The following is a 17556-nucleotide window of genomic DNA, read 5'->3' as shown; positions in this document are numbered from 1 at the left end:
AAAAGGGTCCTGAAGTCGTCCGTCGATTTCAGGACCCTTTTCCGTGCATGGGGAAAAGGTTTCGTTTTCTCAGCTCGCTGACAGGCTTCCTATCTAACTTCCCTGCACATGACAGCCAATCAACAGGAACAGCAGCCCCAAGAGCCGACCGAAGCGCGGGACATGACCCGGCGCAAGGTCGTCGTGGCCGGTGCGGGTGCCGTCGCGGCGATGGGCCTGGGCGGTGCCATGGCGGCTGACGCCTTCGCCGGTGAGCAGAGAGGAGGATCCGGATCCGACGGCCGCGCTCCCGTCGCGGAGGAGTGCTACCTGCTGACGTCGGAGACCATGGAGGGCCCGTACTACATCGACGCGGACAAGCTCCGCCGGGACGTCACCGAGGACCGCGAAGGCATCCCGCTCCTGCTCCGACTCAAGGTGATCGACTCCGAGACGTGCAGGCCCATCCGTAACGCGGCCGTCGACATCTGGCACTGCGACGCGGTCGGCGTCTACTCCGGCTACGAGGACGTGGGCAACGGCGGTGGCGGGCCGGCCCCCACCGGCGAACCCCCGACCGGACCGCCCCCGACCGGCGCCCCCTCGGGCCCACCCCCGGGCGGCGGCCACCAGGAGCCGACGGACGACACCCGCTATCTGCGGGGTACCTGGCGCACGGACCGGCAGGGCCTCGTCACCTTCAAGACCGTCTTCCCCGGCTGGTACCAGGGCCGCTGCGTGCATATCCACACGAAAATCCATGTCAACGGCGAGTGGACGGACGCCGGTTACGAGGGCGGCAACACCTGCCACACCGGCCAGTTCTTCTTCGACGAGGAGTCCGTCCTCGCCTCCACCGTGATGGAGCCGTACGTGTCGAACACCGTCGACCGTACGACGCTCGACGAGGACTTTCTCTACGACGGCAACGGCGCCCAGGGCGGCCTGCTGAAGCTCCGCTACGACAAGCGGGACATCTCCAAGGGGGTCACGGCCTCCCTCACGGTGGGCGTGGACCCGGAGGCGACCCATGAGGGGACGGAGACGCCGCCGCGGCCGAGCACCTCGGCGTCGCCGTCCGCGAGTTAGAGCACAAGTAAGGTAAGGCTATCCAGAGTTCTGCCGAAAGGGGGTCCGAAATGGACGGCGATTTCGGACCTCCTTTCCCTCTGTGCGGGAATGCATGGCACACCACAGTCCTTTCTCATGGCTTTGACAGTTCGGTTCCCTAATTTCCTCGTCATGACGGGAAACCAGACCGGAAACGAGAAGGCCCAGGGGCCGAAGCACAAGCGGGACCTGACGCGCCGCAAGGTCGTCGTGGCGGGCGCGGGCGCCGTGGCCGCGGTGGGCGTGGGCGGAGCGGTCGTCGCGACCGCGAGCGCGGGCACGAACGAGAAGGGCACCACCACCCCCCTCTCCTCCACGAGCGCCAGTGCCGGCGAGGAGTGCTACCAGCTCACGTCGGAGACCACCGAGGGCCCGTACTACATCGACGCGGACAAGCTCCGCCAGGACATCACCGAGGACAAGGAGGGCATCCCCCTCACCCTGCGCCTCAAGGTGATCGACTCCGAGACCTGCGAGCCGATCCGCGACGCGGCCGTCGACATCTGGCACTGCGACGCGCTCGGGCTCTACTCGGGTTACGAGAGTTTCTCCGAGGGCGGCGGCACCGCCCCGACGGACGTGCCGTCCGGCACCCCGACCGGAGAGCCCCCGGCCGGAGGCGGTGGCGGTGGCGGCGGGCACGAGGAGCCGACCAGCGACACCCGCTATCTGCGCGGTACCTGGAAGACCGACAAGCAGGGCCGGGTCACCTTCACGACGGTCTTCCCGGGCTGGTACCGGGGCCGGTGCGTGCACATCCACACCAAGGTGCACGTCGATGGTGAGTGGACGGACGCCGGTTACGAGGGCGGCACCACCTGCCACACCGGCCAGTTCTTCTTCGACGAGGAGTCCGTCCTCGCCTCCGCCGAGGTCGCGCCGTACTCGACCTCCACGACCGAGCGCACCACCCTCGACGACGACACCATCTACGACGGCAGCGGCACCCAGGGCGGGCTGCTCAAGCTGAAGTACAAGAAGAAGGACATCGCCAAGGGCGTCGTCGGCTCCATCACGGTCGGCGTCGACCCGGAGGCCACGAATACCGGAACGAACGACTCCGGCCGGCCGGACGCGTCGGAGACGACATCGGAGTCCGCCTCGGCGAGCTGACCCCGACCGGCGTACACCGCGTCACCGAGCGGCCGACAGGTGTACGACCCGGCGCACGCCGAAGGCCCGGAGCCCCCTCCCCCTGGGTTCCGGGCCTTCGGCGTGCGCCCGCGCCGACGCCGGGTGCCCGCCGGGGAACTCCTCAGGGGACGCACAGGTTTCTCGGCGGACGATCACAGCGGGAGCGAGTGTCATGGGACGTACAGGGTGAGGAACCCGTACGGGATGTACGACCCGTACGGGACGGAACGTCGGAGTGCTGGAGGAGGCCATGAAGCTGGCCGTGCTGGTGGCGGTGTCGCTGATCGTCGCGGCGGTGGTCGCGGTCGTCGCGCGGCGGCGGTCCGTGGCGGAGCCGCGTCCGTCGTCCGACCTGGACGCGGAGGCCGAGGCCAATCGCTGGGTCGTTCGGCTGGGCGGCGGCCTGGCCGGCATCGACGTACGGGCCCAGGCCCGGGCGGGCGGCGGCGCGACCGAGTCCCTGACCGAGGCCACCGAACGCCTCCGCGCCGCCCGCGCCCAGCTGACCCGGGCCCGCACACCGGACGAGTACGCGCAGGTCACGCGGACGGCGGCCGAGGGGCTGCGCCATGTGCGGGAGGCGCGTACGGCGCTGGGGATGGACAAGGGCGAGGGCACGGGCACCGGCGGTCAGGGTGAGGTGCCGGCGGCGGGGCCGGTCCGTACGGCGATCAGCAGGCCGCTCGACCAGGCCAGCCGGGTGGTGCGGAAGTCCGAGCGGCCCTCCAGAGCCGCGAGCAGGTCGGTCACCGCCGCTCCGTGACCCTCCGGCCAGTCGGCCACCGGCATCAGGTCGTCGACGACGTACGCGCCGCCGGGCGCCACCAGCCCCAGGGCGGCGTCGAGGTGGGTGAACTTGCCGGGCCAGGTGTCCGCGAAGACGAGGTCGAAGGGGGCGCCGTCGTACCGCTCCAGCCACTGGCCGCCGTCCTCGGTGACGAAGGTGACCCGTCCGTCGGCGCCGAACCGGTCACGGGCGACGGCCTGTACGGAGTCGTCCAGCTCAACGGTGACCAGTGTCGCCGTCTCGTCCATCCCACCCAGGAGCCACGCGGTGCCCTCGCCCACACCGGTGCCCAGTTCGAGGACGCGGCCGCCGGGGCGGGCGGCGGCGAGCGTGGCGAGCAGGCTGCCGGTGCGGGGGTCGCACGACATGGTGAATCCGGCGGCACGGGCCGCCTCCCGCAACTGGGGCAGGGCGGAGGGGAGTTGGCTGGGCCTGGGGAAGTCGTCCATACGGGGATTGTGTAGGGCCGGGGTGCCGGCCTCAACTCGCTGGTGCGGAACTTCCGGTCCGCCGGCCGCGTCGTAGTGATCATGACCATGTCGATCGACTCCACGGCCGTGTCCGCACCCGTCCCCACCACCCTCGGGGAGGAGATCCTCCTCCTCTCGCTCGACGACACCACGGGTGAGGCCCGGCTGCCCCTGCGGACGCCCTACGCGATCACGGCGGCGGCCCTGCTGGAACGGGCACTGTCCGGCGCGGGCGCCGGCGGGGTCGATGCGGCCGCCGGGGTCGACGGTGCCGGCGAGGGGGTGGCCCTGCCGGAGGATGTCGAGAAGTGGATCCACGAGCACCACACGGCGGAGTACGAGACCGCTCTGCGGGGTGTGCTGAAGAAGGGCCTGATCCGGAAGGAGAAGCGCCGGGTCCTGCTCGTCTTCCGCACCACGCGGTATCCGGAGGCCGACGGCACGGTGGAGTCCGCCCTGCGCGGGCGCCTGGCGGAGGTCGTGCTGGAGGGCGCCGACCCGGACCCCCGCACCGCCGCCCTGATCAGCCTGCTGCACCACGGTGATCTGCACACCCTCGTCTTCCCCGACGCCGACTCCGAGGACTCCCCGGCCCGGCGGCGCATGGCCGCGATCGCCGACCACCACTGGGCCGACCCCGCCCTCCGCCGGATGGCCGAGACCGCGGCGGCCACGGCGGCGGCCCTCACGGCGGCGACGATGGCGATGACGGTGGTGGTGATCACGGCGGCCACCTGACGAGCATTCGACGAGCACCTGAGGAGCACCTGAGGAGCACCTGAGGAGCACCTGAGGAGCACTGAGGCGGGCACGACGCGGGCGCGACGAAACACCCCCTAGCGCTTCAGCGCGCGGTAGCGCTTGAGGAGGGTGCCCAGGCGTCGCGGGTCCTTCGCGCCGTTCAGTTCGGTGAGGAGGTCGTCCGGGCAGTGTTCGTAGAGGTCGCCCCACCAGCCGCGGCGGCGGTTGTCGTAGACGCGGTAGCCGCCGGGGACGCCCCGGGCGACGTACCGTCTTCTGCTCACTCGGTGTCCTCCTCCGGTGGGGACGCCAGGGCCTCCTCTTCCAGGAGGCGTTCGGCGATGTCGTCGGCCCAGGTCTGGGCCCAGCGGCGCAGTCCCAGGATGGCCTCGGCGTCAAGGCCGTGGCGAGCGAATTCCCGGTCGTCGAACCACTCGGTGCCCTCCAGCCGGGACTGGAGGTCGGCGAGGTCGAACGCGGTGGACGTGGCGGAGGTGTGGCGGCGGGCCAGTTCCTCCAGCTCGACGGCGGTCCAGTGCGCGGTGGCCGCGTGCACGGCGATCAGGTCACGGGCCGAGCCCCGGTCGGCCATCGCCCGGACCTTCGTGCCGACCACGTCCTCCAGGGAGAGGGTGAGCCCGAGGGGTGTCTCCACCGGCGGGTGCCAGAGGGTCTCCTTCAGCAGGTCCAGGGTGCGTTCCTCCGCCGTGGTGGGGTCGGTGACCAGGAGACGGGCGGAGAGCGGGGCCGTCTCCACCGTGCGCACCAGCCAGCCGCGGTCCGCCAGCCCCGCTCCGACCGTGGCCGCGATGCGTTCCATCGGCGCCGCGTGCTCGGTCGCCGTCTCCAGGTCCCGGCCGGGCGGCCGCGCCTCGATGAGACCGTGCGCCTGCGCCGCGTGATCGCCGGTGAGGGCGAGGCCGTAGGGGGCGCCGACGGCCAGCACGTCGTCGACGAGACGGCGAAGCTGGTCGGGGAGGAGGTCGCTCGCACGCGGTTCCGGGGGGCCGTCGTTCACGGGTGGGCCTCGGGGGCGGCGGGGCGGGGGTGGGGTGGGGCCATGGAGGGATTATCACGGCCCCCGCGGTGTTTCCCCGGTCGGTACGGCCGTCGGCCCACCCCGGTTCCCGGTCGGTACGGCCGTCGGCCCACCCCGGTTCCCGGTCGGTACGGCCGTCGGCCCACCCCGTTCCCCGGCGGGTCGAAGTTGGCCACCACATAGGTCCAGCCGTTCCCGCACCTCGCCTTGGCCGCGCCGACCCGTGTCGAGCCGCGCCAGACCAGCTGGGTGTAGTGGAGGCACTCCCGGTCGTCGACGCAGGAGTTGGAGGGGCGGTCGTAGTCGGACTTCTCGTCGAGCCACAGGCGGGCCGCGTCCGCCAGCGAGTAGCGGGGGTTCGACCCCTTGGCCAGGTTCTCGCCGTACCGGCTGTCGGAGTGGACGAGCTCGCAGTCGGCGACCCGCACCCTCGCCCAGGAGCGGGCCTGCGCGGCGACGGACTCGTCCCAGACCAGCGGGGGGACGCCGACGTCGGCCCGCGCCTGGTTGACCACCGACAGGAAGCCTCTGACCTCGGATTTCGGCGCGGTCGGCGTGGCGGGGACGGCTCCCACCGACCCGGCACCGGTCGCCTCGACGCCCGTCACCCCCGCACCGGTCAGCCCCGCCGCCGTCGCCGTGACCGTCTCCACGACCGGGGGCCGGGGGCCGACGGCACGGGCCGCCCCCGGAGCGAGCGCCAGCGTCGCCGCCGCGGTCACCGCGGCCATCGCCCGCGCCCTGTCCCGTCGCACCACTGGTGCCTCCTTCTGCTCCAACTTCCTTACTGGCGCAGCCACTTGTAGGGCAGGGCGGGGACCAGCCGGGGACGGACCGCAGCTCCTGCCACTCCATCGGGGGAATCGGAGCGGGTCCGGGTTTCGCTGGCCATTGCACCGGGACCGCCGGGCGGGCGCCTGCCGAGACGGTCTGTTCGGAGGGGGCGCCCGGGGTTCGCGCCCGGGTTCACCTGTCGTTGGCCGGCGGAACTTCTCAAGTTCAGTTAAGGGAAGGCAAAGCGCGCTCAAAGCTCGACCCTCGATCGTCTTTCGACATGGACCAGACCCTTCTCGTGGTCGCCGATCTGGCCGCCATCTCCGTGCTGACCTTCGCGGTCTACTTCCCGCGCCACCACCGCCGGGACCTCATCGCCGCCTTCCTCGGCGTCAACGTCGGCGTCCTCGCGGTGGCGATGACGCTCAACTCGTCGTCGGTCGGCATCGGCCTCGGCATGGGGCTGTTCGGCGTCCTGTCGATCATCCGGCTGCGCTCCAGCGAGATCGCCCAGCACGAGATCGCCTACTACTTCTCCGCACTCGCCCTCGGCCTGCTGGCCGGGCTGCCCGAGCGGGTCAACGTCCTGTCGGCGCTGCTCATGGCACTGATCGTCGCCACGATGTACGTCGGCGACCACCCCCGGCTGTTCGGCCGGTACCGGCAGCGCAGCCTGCGTCTCGACGCCGCCCACACCGACGAGGACGCCCTGCGCGCCCACCTCGAAGTGCTGCTGGGCGGGCGGGTGGTGAACCTCTCCGTGCAGAGCGTCGACCTGGTCAACGACATGACCCTCGTCGACGTCCGGTACCTCGTCACCGACGAGGGCCCGCGCGCACCGCGGGAGTCCGGCGCCCGGGGCGGGCGGGAGCAGGGGGTCCGGGCGTGACGGCCCTGGACTCCGTCGCGCCCGTGGTCGGGGCGCTGCGCCCCATCGGCCTCGACGAACTCGTCGACCGTGCCGAGCTGCTGACCCGGGTGGACCGCAAGTACATGCTGCCCCTCTCCGACCTGCCCTTCGTCGTGGGCGGGCTGGAGGGTGGGGGCCCCTCCCGGTCGAGCGAAGTCGAGACTGGGGGAGTACGGGTGCTGGAGGTCGACGGCGCGCGGCAGTTCGCGTACCGGTCCGTGTACTTCGACACCCCGGACCTGCACGGCTACCGCGCCGCCGCCCACCGCCGCCGGCGCCGCTTCAAGCTGCGGATACGGACCTACCTGGCCACCGGGCAGCACTTCCTGGAGGTCAAGACGCGCGGCCCGCGCGGCACCACCGTCAAGCAGCGTGTCCCGTACGACGGGGAGCCGGGGCGGCTGGGCCCCGAGGCACGGGCGTACGTCGACGGTGTGCTGCGCGCCGAGGGCATCGACTCCCGCGGCTTCCGCCTGCTGCCGGCGCTCACCACCCGCTACCTCCGCACCACCCTCTTCCTGCCGGGCAGCGGCAGCCGGGTCACCGTCGACACCGACCTGACCTGGGCGTTGCCCGACGGCACCGCGCTGCGCACCCCCGAGCGGACCATCGTCGAGACCAAGGCGGGCCGCGCCGGATCGGGCGCCGACCGGCTGCTGTGGTCGCTGCGGCACCGGCCCTGCCCGGTCTCCAAGTACGGCACCGGGCTGGCCGCGCTGCGGCCGGACCTGCCCGCCAACCGCTGGCTGCCCGTCCTGCGGCGCCACTTCCCCACCGCACCGGCACTGAACGGGAGCCTCATATGAACATGCGATCGAACATCCGTAGGAACGCGTGGAACGCAGCGAACGTGCGGAACGCGGGCGCGTGGACCACCAGGAACGGGTGGAAGGCCCGGAGCGCGTGGAGGCGAAGGGCACGCGCGCTGCGTACGAGGGCCGCGGGTGCCCTCGCCTCCGTCGTCCTCGCGACCGCCGCGCTGGCGGGGTGCTCCGCCGGGAGCGACTCCGGCTCGGCGTCGTCCGCCTCCTCGGCGAGCGCGAGCGCGGCGGCGGCCGTGGACGGTACGCGGAACGCGACGGCCGTCCTCGCCGACAACGAGGAGACGCACGCCGAGGACGGCGACACCGCGTACGGGGAGGCCGAGGAGTCGGCGGCTGTCGCCATCGAGCTGAAGGGCGACTCGGCCTCCGCCGACGGCAAGGGCGTGGACGTCGACGGCTCCACCGTCACCATCACCGCCGGCGGGACGTACCTGCTGAGCGGGTCCCTCGACGACGGGCAGATCGTGATCACCGCCCCCGAGGCGACCGTGAAGCTCGTCCTGGACGGTGCCGACATCTCCAGCTCCTCCGGGTCGGCCATCGCCGCGACCGAGGCGGAACGGCTGGTGGTCGTCCTCGCCGACGGCAGCGAGAACAAGCTGAGCGACACCGACTCCTACGCCGAGGACGCCGAGGCGAACGCCGCCCTCTACAGCGCGGGCGACCTGACGATCGGCGGCAGCGGCTCGCTGACCGTGCGGGGCAACGGCAACGACGCGATCGCCGGCAAGGACGGTCTGCTCGTCGAAGGCGGGACCCTCACCGTCGAGGCCGCCGACGACGGCATCCGGGGAAAGGACTACCTGGTCGTGAACGGCGGCACGGTCACCGTGACGGCGAAGGGAGACGGGCTGAAGTCCGACAACGCGGACGAGGAGGACGCCGGTTACATCGCCGTCGACGGCGGCACGGTCTCCGTCACCGCGAACGGTGACGCCGTGGACGCCGCCACCGACCTCGTCGTCACCGGCGGCGAGCTGACCGTGCGGGCCGAGGCCTCCGACGACACCTCCGCGCACGGGCTGAAGTCGGGGGTGATCACGGTGCTGGAGGGCGGCACGGTCGACGTGAACGCCTCCGCCGACGCGCTGCACGGCGACGCGGCCGTCCACCTGAACGGCGCCGACGTCACCCTCGCGGCCGGCGACGACGGCATCCACGCCGAGGGCGACCTGGTCATCAGCGACGGCACCCTGGACATCACCGGCTCCAACGAGGGCCTGGAGGGCAAGGACATCCTGGTCAGGGGCGGTACGTCGAACGTCACCTCCGACGACGACGGCGTCAACGCCTCCGGCAGCGAGGCGACGTCGGAGGAGGACGCGAACGCGCAGGGCGGCCGGGGCGGTGGTCCCGGTGGCGGGGGCGGCGGCATGGAGGTCGGCGACTACACCGCCAAGGTCACCGGCGGCACGCTCGTCCTGAACTCCCAGGGCGACGGCTTCGACTCCAACGGCACCGCCGAGATCACGGGCGGCACGCTCGTCGTCAACGGCCCCGAGGCGGGCGGCAACGGGGCGCTCGACGTCAACGGCAGCTTCACCGTCAGCGGCGGCACGCTGCTCGCGTCCGGCAGCGCGGGCATGGTCGTGGCCCCGGACGAGGAGTCGGAGCAGGGCTGGCTGTCGGCGACCCTGGACGCGTCGGTCGAGGCGGGCACCACCCTGCACATCGTCGACGCGGACGGCGACATCGTGGCCTCGTACGTGACCTCGAAGACCATCCAGAACGTCGTGTACTCGGGCGCCGGGATCGAGAGCGGCGAGGAGTACGGCGTGTACGCCGACGGCTCCACCTCCGGCTCGGACACCGGGGGCCTCGCCGGCTCCGGCAAGCTCGGCTCGGCGGAGAAGATCGCCACCGCCACGGCGGGCGAGGCTCCGGAGGGCGGCTTCGGAGGCGGTCCGGGCGGCGGCCGAGGCCGGTAGCGGCACCGTCGGGTGACCCGGTCGTCGGGACGGTGCCGCCGCTGTCCTAGGCCGGCGTGCCGAAGTTCTGGGTCCAGTAGTTGCCCGGCTGGGCCAGGCCGATGCCGATCTCCTTGAAGCCGCAGTTGAGGATGTTCGCCTTGTGGCCGGGGCTGTTCATCCAGCCGTTCATGACGCTCTCGGCGGTGCCGTATCCGGCGGCGACGTTCTCACCCGCCGAGCGGAACGCGTACCCGACCCGGGAGAGCCGCTCGCTCATGTCCGAGCCGTCGGAGCCGGTGTGGGACATGTTCTGGTGGTCGGCCATGTCCTGGCTGTGGTCCTGGGCCGCCTTGGTCAGCTTGTCGTCCACGGTCACCGGCGAGCAACCGGCCTTCTCGCGTTCGGCGTTGACCAGGTTCAGCACCTGGGCCGTGGGACCGGAGGCCGCGTTGCCGGTGGAGGCGGCGGGAGCGCGCTCGGCCTGGGTGGCCTTCGGGGCGCTCGGCGGCGGCGTGGTCCTGTCGGGCGTGTCGGCGGCCTCCGGGGTGGGCTTGGCCTTCGGCTTGGCGGACTTGGAGGGAGACGGGCTCGACTTGGCCTTGGAACGCGACGGACTCGGGGAGCTCTCCGGAGTGTCGGGGGCGCTCTCGGTGGAAGGCGTCGCGGTCGCGGAGGGGGTGGGCGACGGCGCCGGGGGAGCCGGGTCCGGCTTCTGCCCTCCCCACCAGGAGGAGGCCACGGTGCTCCAGTCGCCGAGCCCCACACCGCCGGCCCACGCGGCCGTGGGGATGCCGACGGCGCCCACGGCCACCACGAAGGCGGTGGCGACGGCTATCTTCTGGCGTTTCGTCCGGGGCTGCCGCGTTCCCGACCGTTTCGGCTCACGGCGGTGACTGTTCGTTCGTCTCGTGCGTGTCATACGTGGCCTCACTGAATGGTCCGACTTCGACGCAATCGACCCCTTGGCAGGCCGTGGCCCTGGCGAGCCCGGTCATTATGGGGACCGCTCGCCGCACCGGGCAACGAACACGTGTGCCCCCGCCGGGGAGCGTCGGCGAGGCGTTTCGAGGGGGTCGAGACGTACGTCCGCGGCGGGGCGCCGTCCGCGCCCGAGGGCCCGAACCCGCCCTGGGACCAGGCAGAAAGCTGTTGCTCCGACGGCGTCGGCGCGGGTGGCGCAGCTCCGGACGATCAGTTGGATTCGCCGTCTGTGCGGCAAATGCCGGATGGGCATTCGAGGGGCGGGATTTGTCACTTTGGTGAAACGGATCGAACGGTTCCATCGTGTGCAATTCGGTCGTGACGCATGTCACCCCGATTCGAGGTGTGTGCGGGACAGGCGCAGACTGGATGGAGAAGCGGAGATCGCACAGACCCCGCAGTGATCCAGTCGTGGAGGAATCATGACGGCAGTCACGCGGACGGAAGCCCCCGTGGTGATCGAGGGCGACGGTCTTGAGGTACGCATCCAGGAGCTCGGCGGCGGTATGTCCGTCGCCTTCATCAAGCTCCCCCAGGGCACCGACCTGTCCCCTGCGCTCAAGGGACTCCCCGACGACCTGTGCCAGTGCCCGCACTGGGGCCAGGTCCTCAGCGGGCGGCTGAGGATGCGCACCAAGGACGGCGAGGACTTCTACGAGGCGGGCCAGGTCTACTACTGGGCCCCCGGCCACTCCCCGGAAGCCCTGGAGGACGTCGAGGTCGTCGAGTTCTCCCCGACGAAGGAGTTCCTGGAGGTGATGGAGCACATCAAGTAGGGGCGCCGGAGCACATCGACCAGCCGTGGAAGGGCCACATCGACCGGCCGTGGAAGGGCCACATCGAGCGGCTGTGGAAGGGTTACATCGAGCGGCCGTGGCGGAACCACATGGGCAGCCCCTTGTTCACCCCTGTGTACCCGGCCATCGGCGTCACACTGTTGGGCTGATCCGTTGATCGTGCCGCCGGGCCCCCAGGCGCTGCCTTCCGGATCCGCCACCTTCGCCCTCCTCGTCACCGGCCCCGCGAACCCGGCCGCCGCCACGCCGCGCTTCCGGGTGTGCCGTCGGGCGGCCCCTGCCGCAAGCCGAAGCCGAAGCCGAAGCCGCAACCCAAGTGTGGGGCAGCGGTCGGTCACCCCGTTGCCGCCGGACGACCACGTGTGGGAAGACCTCACGGACGACGACGACCTGCCCACCGGTCAGAACGGCGACGCGATGGGCAACGCCTTCCTGTGGGACGAGCGCTGGACCCAGTTGGAAGCGCTGCCGCTGCCGCCGAACCCGTAGAGCGTCCGGCGGCCCCAGGGGCTCCGTCCCTGAACGGCGGCCGTCGCTCTCACCGGGCGGCTGCCAACTCCTTTTGAAATTCCCGGAATCGGGGCGGCAACCTTTCAAAACCCTGCGACCACACATGAGTCGTAACCCCCTTCACGGGGGTTCCACACGAACCACGTGTTCTCCCGAACCACGTACGTTACGTAAGGACTCATCCGTGGCCTCTGCCTCCCCGCGCCCGTCCCACCGCCGGTCCCTCCGCAAGCGCCGGGCCCTCGTGGTCTCCGCCGCAGCCGTGGCCGCCGCTGTCGGCGCCGGCGTCCTCGTGATGAACGCCAGCGCGAGCCCCACCGACCTGTACCACCAGGTGCTGCCCGCCAAGGACGGCTGGGCGGCGTCCGGTTCCGGTACGACCGGCGGCTCGAAGGCCGACGCGGCGCACACCTTCACGGTGTCCACCCGGGCGGAACTGGTGAAGGCCCTGGGCTCCGCCACCGACACCACGCCCCGCATCATCAAGATCAAGGGCACGATCGACGCGAACACCAACGACTCCGGCAAGAAGCTGACCTGCGCGGACTACGCCTCCGGCACCGGCTACTCGCTCTCCGCCTACCTCAAGGCGTTCGACCCGTCCACGTACGGCAAGAAGGCCCCGTCGGGCACCCAGGAGACCGCCCGCAAGGCCGCTCAGGACAAGCAGAAGAAGAACATCGTCCTCAGGGTGCCGTCCAACACCACCATCGTGGGTGTCCCCGGCACCAAGGCCGGCATCCTCGGCGGCAGCGTCCTGGTCCAGAACGTCAAGAACGTCATCATCCGCAACCTGACCTTCGCGGACACCCAGGACTGCTTCCCTCAGTGGGACCCGACCGACGGCTCGGCCGGTGAGTGGAACTCCAACTACGACTCCGTCACGCTGCGCGGCGCGACCAACGTCTGGGCGGACCACAACACGTTCACCGACGCGCCGACCTTCGACAAGACCGAGGCGACGTACTACGGCCGCAAGTACCAGGTCCACGACGGCGCGTTGGACATCACCAACGGCTCCGACCTGGTGACCGTCGAGCGCAACCAGTTCCTCAACCACGACAAGACGATGCTGATCGGCTCCAGCGACACCGACAGCACGGGCAAGCTGCGCGTGACGATCCACCACAACCTGTGGAAGGGGATCGTGCAGCGGGCGCCGCTGGCCCGCATCGGCCAGATCCACCTCTACAACAACGTCTACGACACCGCCACGGTCAACGGCTACGCGCCCAAGTACAGCATCGACTCGCGCGCCAAGGCCCAGGTCGTCGCCGAGCGCAACGTCTGGAAGATCCCGGCCGACGCGAAGGTCGCCAAGCTGCTGAGCGGCGACGGCACGGGCTCGATCGCCGGCACCGGCAACATCGTCAACGGCAAGGCCACGGACGTCGTCGCCGCGTACAACGCCGCGAGCTCCAAGAAGATCAAGACGACCGTCAACTGGACCCCGGCCCTCACCGCCGGTCTCCAGACCACGGTCACCAACCTCCTGACCGACCTGACCGGCACGACGGGCGCGGGCACGCTCTCCTGACCGCCCCGCTCCTCGAGTACGTGACGCCGTCGGGCCACCCTTCTCCGGTGGCCGGACGGCGTCACCGTGCCCGCGGTACGTCGCTCGCGCCGTACGTCTCGTAGAGGTACTGGGCGGCGGCGAGTTGGGCGACGAACACCCTGATGGCCACTGACTTCGTCCGCACGCCCTGGGCGCAGAGGCCGACGTACCGGCGGCCGGGGGTCTTGTCGGTGCGTCGGCGCCGGGCGAAGAACGTGTCGTCGGCTCTCAGCCCGGACGGTGGGAAGACCGCCGTCCGACGGGCGAAGAGGTCGTGGATCTGGCGGTCGGCGCGCCGGACGGTGGCGGCGATGACTTTGGGGCGCACGCTGACGCCGCTCTGTGGCTCCCAGGTGGAAAGAAACGGCGGCTCGGTCGGCGGGGAACGGCGTGCGGATGCGGGGCGTGCGGGCGCCGTGCGGGCGGCTTCCTCGGCACCGAAGGCGTACTCTCACTTCCAGCTCACGCGCGGACTGCCTTCATGGCCTCGTCCAGGACGGCGGTCAGTTCCCGCAGGGCCTCCTGCGCGACGACGGGATCCTCGTGTTCCAGGTTGCTCGTCGCACGGGCGTGGCGGGCGGCCAGATCGGGCCGGCGGGCGATCTCGATGTCCCGCGCCCAGACGAGGACCCAGCTTCGTACGGGGCTCAGGGACTGCCACTCGACTGCCTTGGCGAAGGCTTCGTCCTTGGTGCTCTGCATCTCTTCCAGGCGGCCGGGGGCGACGACGGCGAGGGCCGCGCGCAGGGCGTCGGCGGTCTGCTCGGGACGGGGGATCAGCTCGTGCCCGTGGTCGGCCTGCGTGCTCATGGTGTCCTCCAGAGGGCGCCCCGGTCAGAGTATCCGGCCAGGGACACGGTGGAGCCGGGCCGCGAGCCGGGCGGGGCTTGGGCACGGGGTATCCCCTGCGTACGGCAGGAAGTCGCCGTTCACGGCTGAGCGTGGGCGCTGACGGGCATCGCGCCGGTAGGGGCATCGGGGCTCTCGCCGGGAGTGGTGGAGATTGCGTGCCGCGCCGCACACCCCGGGCAGAGTTTCGGATCCGGGCCGCGGTACCGAGGTCGCAGTCGGTGCAGACGCGGACGGGGTACAGAACCGGTGGCGGTGTCTCGGGGGCCCCTCGGCGAGACGGTGGGCCAGGAGGGCGGCCGGGCGGCGCAGGGGCTCGGCCGGGAGGTCGCCGGTCAGGGCGTGGCGTACGGCGGTGGGGGTGAGGTCACGCTCCAGCCAGGCGACGACGCCCGGGGCGAGGTGTTCGGCGTCCGTGGCGGAGAGGATCAGACGGGGGTCGTGGCACCGGAGGCCCGCGAGGACCTCGGTGGCGGTCTGAAGGAGGGTGGGGCAGGAGTACGAGGGCTGGGGTACGGCGGGGAGGGCGCGACGCAGGGGCTTCTTCCGCTGCTCGGTCGCCTGTCGGGCCGGGGCCTCGGCCCGACGTTCCCGAGCGCCGTCGGGCGCGTTCCCGTGGCGGCCCGGCTGGTTGCAGGAGACGGTGCGGGTGACGATCCGCCCGCTCTCGGTGCGTTCGAGTCGTATCCCCTGTGATTGGCCAGAACAGCGCAAACCCGCCCGTTTTTGGCGTGTCCACGCCGGGTCAAGCCGATCCAAAGCACAGGGGACTGACAGTCGGTCTTTGGGTCGGGCTGACGTGGGTGGTTGTGGGTGCCTATGCGCCGGCCGGAAGGACGACGCAGCCCGGGAACCGTTTCGATTCCCGGGCCCTCGCGCGGGTCACCGGGCCACGAACTGCGTGAGGATCGCCTGGACCTCGTAGATGTCCACACCCTTGGTGAACGTCTTCTCGATCGGTTCGTGGGAGCCGGAGAGCCAGATCTTCAGTTCGGCGTCGAGGTCGAAGTGACCGGCCGTCTCGACCGCGAAGTGCGTGATGCTGCGGTACGGGACGGAGTGGTACTCCACCTTCTTGCCGGTGAGCCCCTGCTTGTCGATCAGGATCAGCCTGCGGTCGGTGAACAGGATGGTGTCGCGGATCAGCAGGAACGCGGCGTGAACCTGCTCCCCGTGCCCCAACAGCCGCCCGTAGTCCTGCTGGGCCTTGCCGGGATCGACGGTGTGCGCGTTTCCGAACAGTGCCATGCACAGAGAGACGCGCACCCGGACATACGGGGTTGCTTCCTCACCAGAAGCTCGGGAGTTACGCCGGTTCGCCGCCGAAGCGGGTCTTGTAGGCCTCCAGGTCGTCCTCCGTCAGCTTGGCGAAGAGGACCGGGGGGACCGTGAAGGGGGTGCCGGCGGGGACGGAGTCCAGGGACCTGGCCTCGGGCTGCGACACCCAGGTCGCCGTGTCGTCCTCGAGGGTGAACGCGGCGCGCATCGCGGCCGAGGACGCCGGGATGAAGGGCTCCGAGACCACCGAGTAGAGGTGGATGAGGTTCATCGCGGTGCGCAGGGTGAGGGCCGCGCCGTCCTGGTCGGTCTTGATCTCCAGCCAGGGGGCCTTCTCCTCCAGGTAGGAGTTGCCCGCCGACCACAGGGCGCGCAGGGCCGCCGCCGCCTTGCGGAACTGGAGGGCCTCCATGTGGCCCTCGTACTCGGCGAGCAGTTCGGCGATCTGCTCGCCCAGCTTCGCCTCCGCCTCGCCGGGCGCGCTGCCCGCCGGGACCTCCTCGCCGAACCGCTTCTTCGAGAAGGACAGCACGCGGTTGACGAAGTTGCCGAGGGTGTCGGCGAGGTCCTTGTTGACCGTGGCGGTGAAGTGCTCCCAGGTGAAGGACGAGTCGTCCGACTCCGGGGCGTTGGCGATCAGGAAGTACCGCCAGTAGTCCGCCGGGAGGATCTCCAGCGCCTGGTCGGTGAAGACGCCGCGCTTCTGGGAGGTGGAGAACTTCCCGCCGTAGTACGTCAGCCAGTTGAAGGACTTGACGTAGTCGACCTTCTTCCACGGCTCGCGGATGCCCAGCTCGGTGGCCGGGAACATCACGGTGTGGAAGGGGACGTTGTCCTTGGCCATGAACTGCGTGTAGCGCACGGGGTCGTCGCCGGCGTCGGCCTCGTACCACCAGGACTTCCAGTCCCGGGGCTCGCCGTCCGGGGCGGCGTCCGACCACTCCTTCGTCGCGCCGATGTACTCGATCGGGGCGTCGAACCAGACGTAGAAGACCTTGCCCTCGGCCGCCAGCTCCGGCCAGGTGTCGGCCGGTACCGGGACGCCCCAGTCCAGGTCACGGGTGATGGCGCGGTCGTGCAGGCCCTCGTTCAGCCACTTGCGGGCGATGGAGGACGACAGGTGCGGCCACTCCTCCTCGTGCGCCGCGACCCACGCCTCGACCTCGTGCTGCAGCTTGGACTGGAGGAGGAAGAGGTGCTTGGTCTCGCGGACCTCCAGGTCGGTGGAGCCGGAGATGGCGCTGCGCGGGTCGATCAGGTCGGTCGGGTCCAGGACGCGGGTGCAGTTCTCGCACTGGTCGCCGCGGGCCTTGTCGTAGCCGCAGTGCGGGCAGGTGCCCTCGACGTAGCGGTCCGGGAGGAAGCGGCCGTCGGTCGGGGAGTACACCTGGCGGATCGCCCGCTCCTCGATGAAGCCGTTCTCCTTCAGGCGCCGGGCGAAGTGCTGGGTGATCTCGACGTTCTGCGGGGAGGAACTCCGGCCGAAGTAGTCGAAGGCCAGCGCGAAGCCGTCGTAGACCGCCTTCTGCGCGTCGTGCGCCTGGGCGCAGAACTCGTCGACCGGGAGGCCCCGCTCCTTCGCGGCCAGCTCGGCGGGGGTGCCGTGCTCGTCCGTCGCGCAGATGTACAGCACGTCGTGGCCGCGCTGGCGCAGGTAACGGGAGTACACGTCCGCCGGGAGCATGGACCCCACCATGTTGCCCAGGTGCTTGATCCCGTTGATGTACGGAAGGGCGCTGGTGATGAGGTGTCGAGCCATCGGGGGATGCTCCCAGGTCGGTCGTATTCGTGAGTCTTGAAATCCTAGCCGACATGGGTGTGCCGCCCGCCTCCCGTTTTGACGGGTGGGAGGCGGGCGGCACGGGTGAGCTGTGCGGTGCGGGCGGCCGGGGCGCCCGGGTGCGG

The 17556-nt window shown here is 70.9% G+C and carries 19 protein-coding genes; 10 read left to right on the top strand and 9 right to left on the bottom strand.

What is annotated here, in order from left to right; genetic code table 11:
- Positions 1-108: 108 nt before the first annotated feature.
- Together ACZ52C_RS11175 and ACZ52C_RS11170 are read left to right on the top strand one after the other, a co-directional pair.
- On the top strand, positions 109-1068 hold the full coding sequence (locus tag ACZ52C_RS11175) for an intradiol ring-cleavage dioxygenase (protein ID WP_469074459.1): 960 nt from the start codon (positions 109-111) through the stop codon (positions 1066-1068).
- Positions 1069-1221: 153 nt separating this feature from the next.
- Positions 1222-2202 (top strand): intradiol ring-cleavage dioxygenase, encoded by a 981-nt coding sequence (locus tag ACZ52C_RS11170; RefSeq protein ID WP_469074458.1) that lies wholly within the window; start codon positions 1222-1224, stop codon positions 2200-2202.
- 651 nt (positions 2203-2853) lie between these two features.
- On the opposite strand, the gene ACZ52C_RS11165 is transcribed toward ACZ52C_RS11170, so the two are convergent.
- Positions 2854-3459: an O-methyltransferase gene (locus ACZ52C_RS11165; protein ID WP_469074457.1), complete on the bottom strand. Its 606-nt coding sequence runs from the start codon at positions 3457-3459 to the stop codon at positions 2854-2856.
- Positions 3460-3540: 81 nt separating this feature from the next.
- On the opposite strand from ACZ52C_RS11165, the gene ACZ52C_RS11160 reads away from it, so the two are divergent.
- Complete coding sequence (locus ACZ52C_RS11160; protein ID WP_469074456.1) at positions 3541-4218, top strand: GOLPH3/VPS74 family protein; 678 nt, start codon at positions 3541-3543, stop codon at positions 4216-4218.
- 98 nt (positions 4219-4316) lie between these two features.
- Here ACZ52C_RS11160 and ACZ52C_RS11155 read toward each other — a convergent pair whose 3' ends face one another.
- From ACZ52C_RS11155 to ACZ52C_RS11145, 3 genes are read right to left on the bottom strand one after another with little or no spacing between them, the layout of a single operon-like run.
- Positions 4317-4505 carry a hypothetical protein gene (locus ACZ52C_RS11155; RefSeq protein ID WP_469074455.1) on the bottom strand — a complete coding sequence of 63 codons (189 nt, stop codon included), beginning with the start codon at positions 4503-4505 and terminating at the stop codon, positions 4317-4319.
- A complete protein-coding gene (locus tag ACZ52C_RS11150; RefSeq protein WP_469074454.1) occupies positions 4502-5239 on the bottom strand; it encodes a hypothetical protein in 738 nt (245 codons plus the stop codon). Before ACZ52C_RS11150 ends, ACZ52C_RS11155 begins: the two co-directional genes overlap by 4 nt.
- A complete protein-coding gene (locus tag ACZ52C_RS11145; protein ID WP_469074453.1) occupies positions 5236-6015 on the bottom strand; it encodes a pathogenesis-related family 1 protein in 780 nt (259 codons plus the stop codon). Before ACZ52C_RS11145 ends, ACZ52C_RS11150 begins: the two co-directional genes overlap by 4 nt.
- Before the next feature lie 299 nt (positions 6016-6314).
- On the opposite strand from ACZ52C_RS11145, the gene ACZ52C_RS11140 reads away from it, so the two are divergent.
- Genes ACZ52C_RS11140 through ACZ52C_RS11130 form a run of 3 tightly spaced genes read left to right on the top strand, consistent with a single transcriptional unit; the run spans position 6315 to position 9696 of the window.
- On the top strand, positions 6315-6923 hold the full coding sequence (locus ACZ52C_RS11140) for a DUF4956 domain-containing protein (protein ID WP_469074452.1): 609 nt from the start codon (positions 6315-6317) through the stop codon (positions 6921-6923).
- Positions 6920-7750, top strand: a complete 831-nt coding sequence (locus ACZ52C_RS11135; RefSeq protein ID WP_469074451.1) for a VTC domain-containing protein — start codon at positions 6920-6922, stop codon at positions 7748-7750. The genes ACZ52C_RS11140 and ACZ52C_RS11135 overlap by 4 nt, the downstream gene beginning before the upstream one ends.
- Complete coding sequence (locus ACZ52C_RS11130; RefSeq protein ID WP_469074450.1) at positions 7747-9696, top strand: carbohydrate-binding domain-containing protein; 1950 nt, start codon at positions 7747-7749, stop codon at positions 9694-9696. Before ACZ52C_RS11135 ends, ACZ52C_RS11130 begins: the two co-directional genes overlap by 4 nt.
- Before the next feature lie 46 nt (positions 9697-9742).
- Here the strand turns inward: ACZ52C_RS11130 and ACZ52C_RS11125 are convergent, their stop codons facing one another.
- Entirely contained in the window at positions 9743-10597 is an 855-nt protein-coding gene (locus ACZ52C_RS11125; protein ID WP_469074449.1) for a CAP domain-containing protein, read from the bottom strand.
- Between the two features lie 484 nt (positions 10598-11081).
- Between ACZ52C_RS11125 and ACZ52C_RS11120 the strand changes: the two genes are divergently transcribed.
- The 3 genes from ACZ52C_RS11120 to ACZ52C_RS11110 all read left to right on the top strand — a co-directional run bounded on the left by ACZ52C_RS11120 (position 11082) and on the right by ACZ52C_RS11110 (position 13503).
- Positions 11082-11435, top strand: coding sequence for a hypothetical protein (locus ACZ52C_RS11120; protein ID WP_469074448.1), 354 nt, complete (start codon positions 11082-11084; stop codon positions 11433-11435).
- Positions 11436-11774: 339 nt separating this feature from the next.
- Complete coding sequence (locus ACZ52C_RS11115; protein WP_469074447.1) at positions 11775-11945, top strand: hypothetical protein; 171 nt, start codon at positions 11775-11777, stop codon at positions 11943-11945.
- 205 nt (positions 11946-12150) lie between these two features.
- Positions 12151-13503: a pectate lyase family protein gene (locus ACZ52C_RS11110; protein WP_469074446.1), complete on the top strand. Its 1353-nt coding sequence runs from the start codon at positions 12151-12153 to the stop codon at positions 13501-13503.
- Positions 13504-13564: 61 nt separating this feature from the next.
- On the opposite strand, the gene ACZ52C_RS11105 is transcribed toward ACZ52C_RS11110, so the two are convergent.
- Entirely contained in the window at positions 13565-13852 is a 288-nt protein-coding gene (locus ACZ52C_RS11105; protein WP_469074445.1) for a hypothetical protein, read from the bottom strand.
- 134 nt (positions 13853-13986) lie between these two features.
- On the bottom strand, positions 13987-14334 hold the full coding sequence (locus ACZ52C_RS11100) for a hypothetical protein (protein WP_469074444.1): 348 nt from the start codon (positions 14332-14334) through the stop codon (positions 13987-13989).
- 288 nt (positions 14335-14622) lie between these two features.
- Here ACZ52C_RS11100 and ACZ52C_RS11095 point away from each other — a divergent pair, with 288 nt between their 5' ends.
- Entirely contained in the window at positions 14623-15069 is a 447-nt protein-coding gene (locus ACZ52C_RS11095) for a hypothetical protein (protein WP_469074443.1), read from the top strand.
- A 186-nt stretch (positions 15070-15255) separates the two neighbouring features.
- Here ACZ52C_RS11095 and ACZ52C_RS11090 read toward each other — a convergent pair whose 3' ends face one another.
- Together ACZ52C_RS11090 and metG are read right to left on the bottom strand one after the other, a co-directional pair.
- The gene (locus tag ACZ52C_RS11090; protein ID WP_220647613.1) at positions 15256-15621 is read right to left on the bottom strand and encodes a PH domain-containing protein; all 366 of its coding nucleotides are present in this window, start codon (positions 15619-15621) and stop codon (positions 15256-15258) included.
- A 58-nt stretch (positions 15622-15679) separates the two neighbouring features.
- Positions 15680-17410 (bottom strand): methionine--tRNA ligase, encoded by a 1731-nt coding sequence (metG, locus tag ACZ52C_RS11085; protein ID WP_469074442.1) that lies wholly within the window; start codon positions 17408-17410, stop codon positions 15680-15682.
- Positions 17411-17556 lie beyond the last annotated feature (146 nt).

It is taken from the genome of Streptomyces sp. NPDC034049 (assembly GCF_055575575.1).
Note: the sequence above shows the minus strand (reverse complement) of the source record. Positions and strands in the feature narration are given on the sequence as shown.

Bases quoted from the DNA above. Each gene is read 5' to 3' on its own strand.
- metG (WP_469074442.1), bottom strand. From the start codon at position 17,410: ATGGCTCGACACCTCATCACCAGCGCCCTTCCGTACATCAACGGGATC.
- ACZ52C_RS11160 (WP_469074456.1), top strand. From the start codon at position 3,541: ATGACCATGTCGATCGACTCCACGGCCGTGTCCGCACCCGTCCCCACC.
- ACZ52C_RS11100 (WP_469074444.1), bottom strand. From the start codon at position 14,334: ATGAGCACGCAGGCCGACCACGGGCACGAGCTGATCCCCCGTCCCGAG.
- ACZ52C_RS11130 (WP_469074450.1), top strand. From the start codon at position 7,747: ATGAACATGCGATCGAACATCCGTAGGAACGCGTGGAACGCAGCGAAC.
- ACZ52C_RS11120 (WP_469074448.1), top strand. From the start codon at position 11,082: ATGACGGCAGTCACGCGGACGGAAGCCCCCGTGGTGATCGAGGGCGAC.
- ACZ52C_RS11140 (WP_469074452.1), top strand. From the start codon at position 6,315: ATGGACCAGACCCTTCTCGTGGTCGCCGATCTGGCCGCCATCTCCGTG.
- ACZ52C_RS11165 (WP_469074457.1), bottom strand. From the start codon at position 3,459: ATGGACGACTTCCCCAGGCCCAGCCAACTCCCCTCCGCCCTGCCCCAG.
- ACZ52C_RS11175 (WP_469074459.1), top strand. From the start codon at position 109: ATGACAGCCAATCAACAGGAACAGCAGCCCCAAGAGCCGACCGAAGCG.
- ACZ52C_RS11090 (WP_220647613.1), bottom strand. From the start codon at position 15,621: ATGGCACTGTTCGGAAACGCGCACACCGTCGATCCCGGCAAGGCCCAG.
- ACZ52C_RS11125 (WP_469074449.1), bottom strand. From the start codon at position 10,597: ATGACACGCACGAGACGAACGAACAGTCACCGCCGTGAGCCGAAACGG.
- ACZ52C_RS11170 (WP_469074458.1), top strand. From the start codon at position 1,222: ATGACGGGAAACCAGACCGGAAACGAGAAGGCCCAGGGGCCGAAGCAC.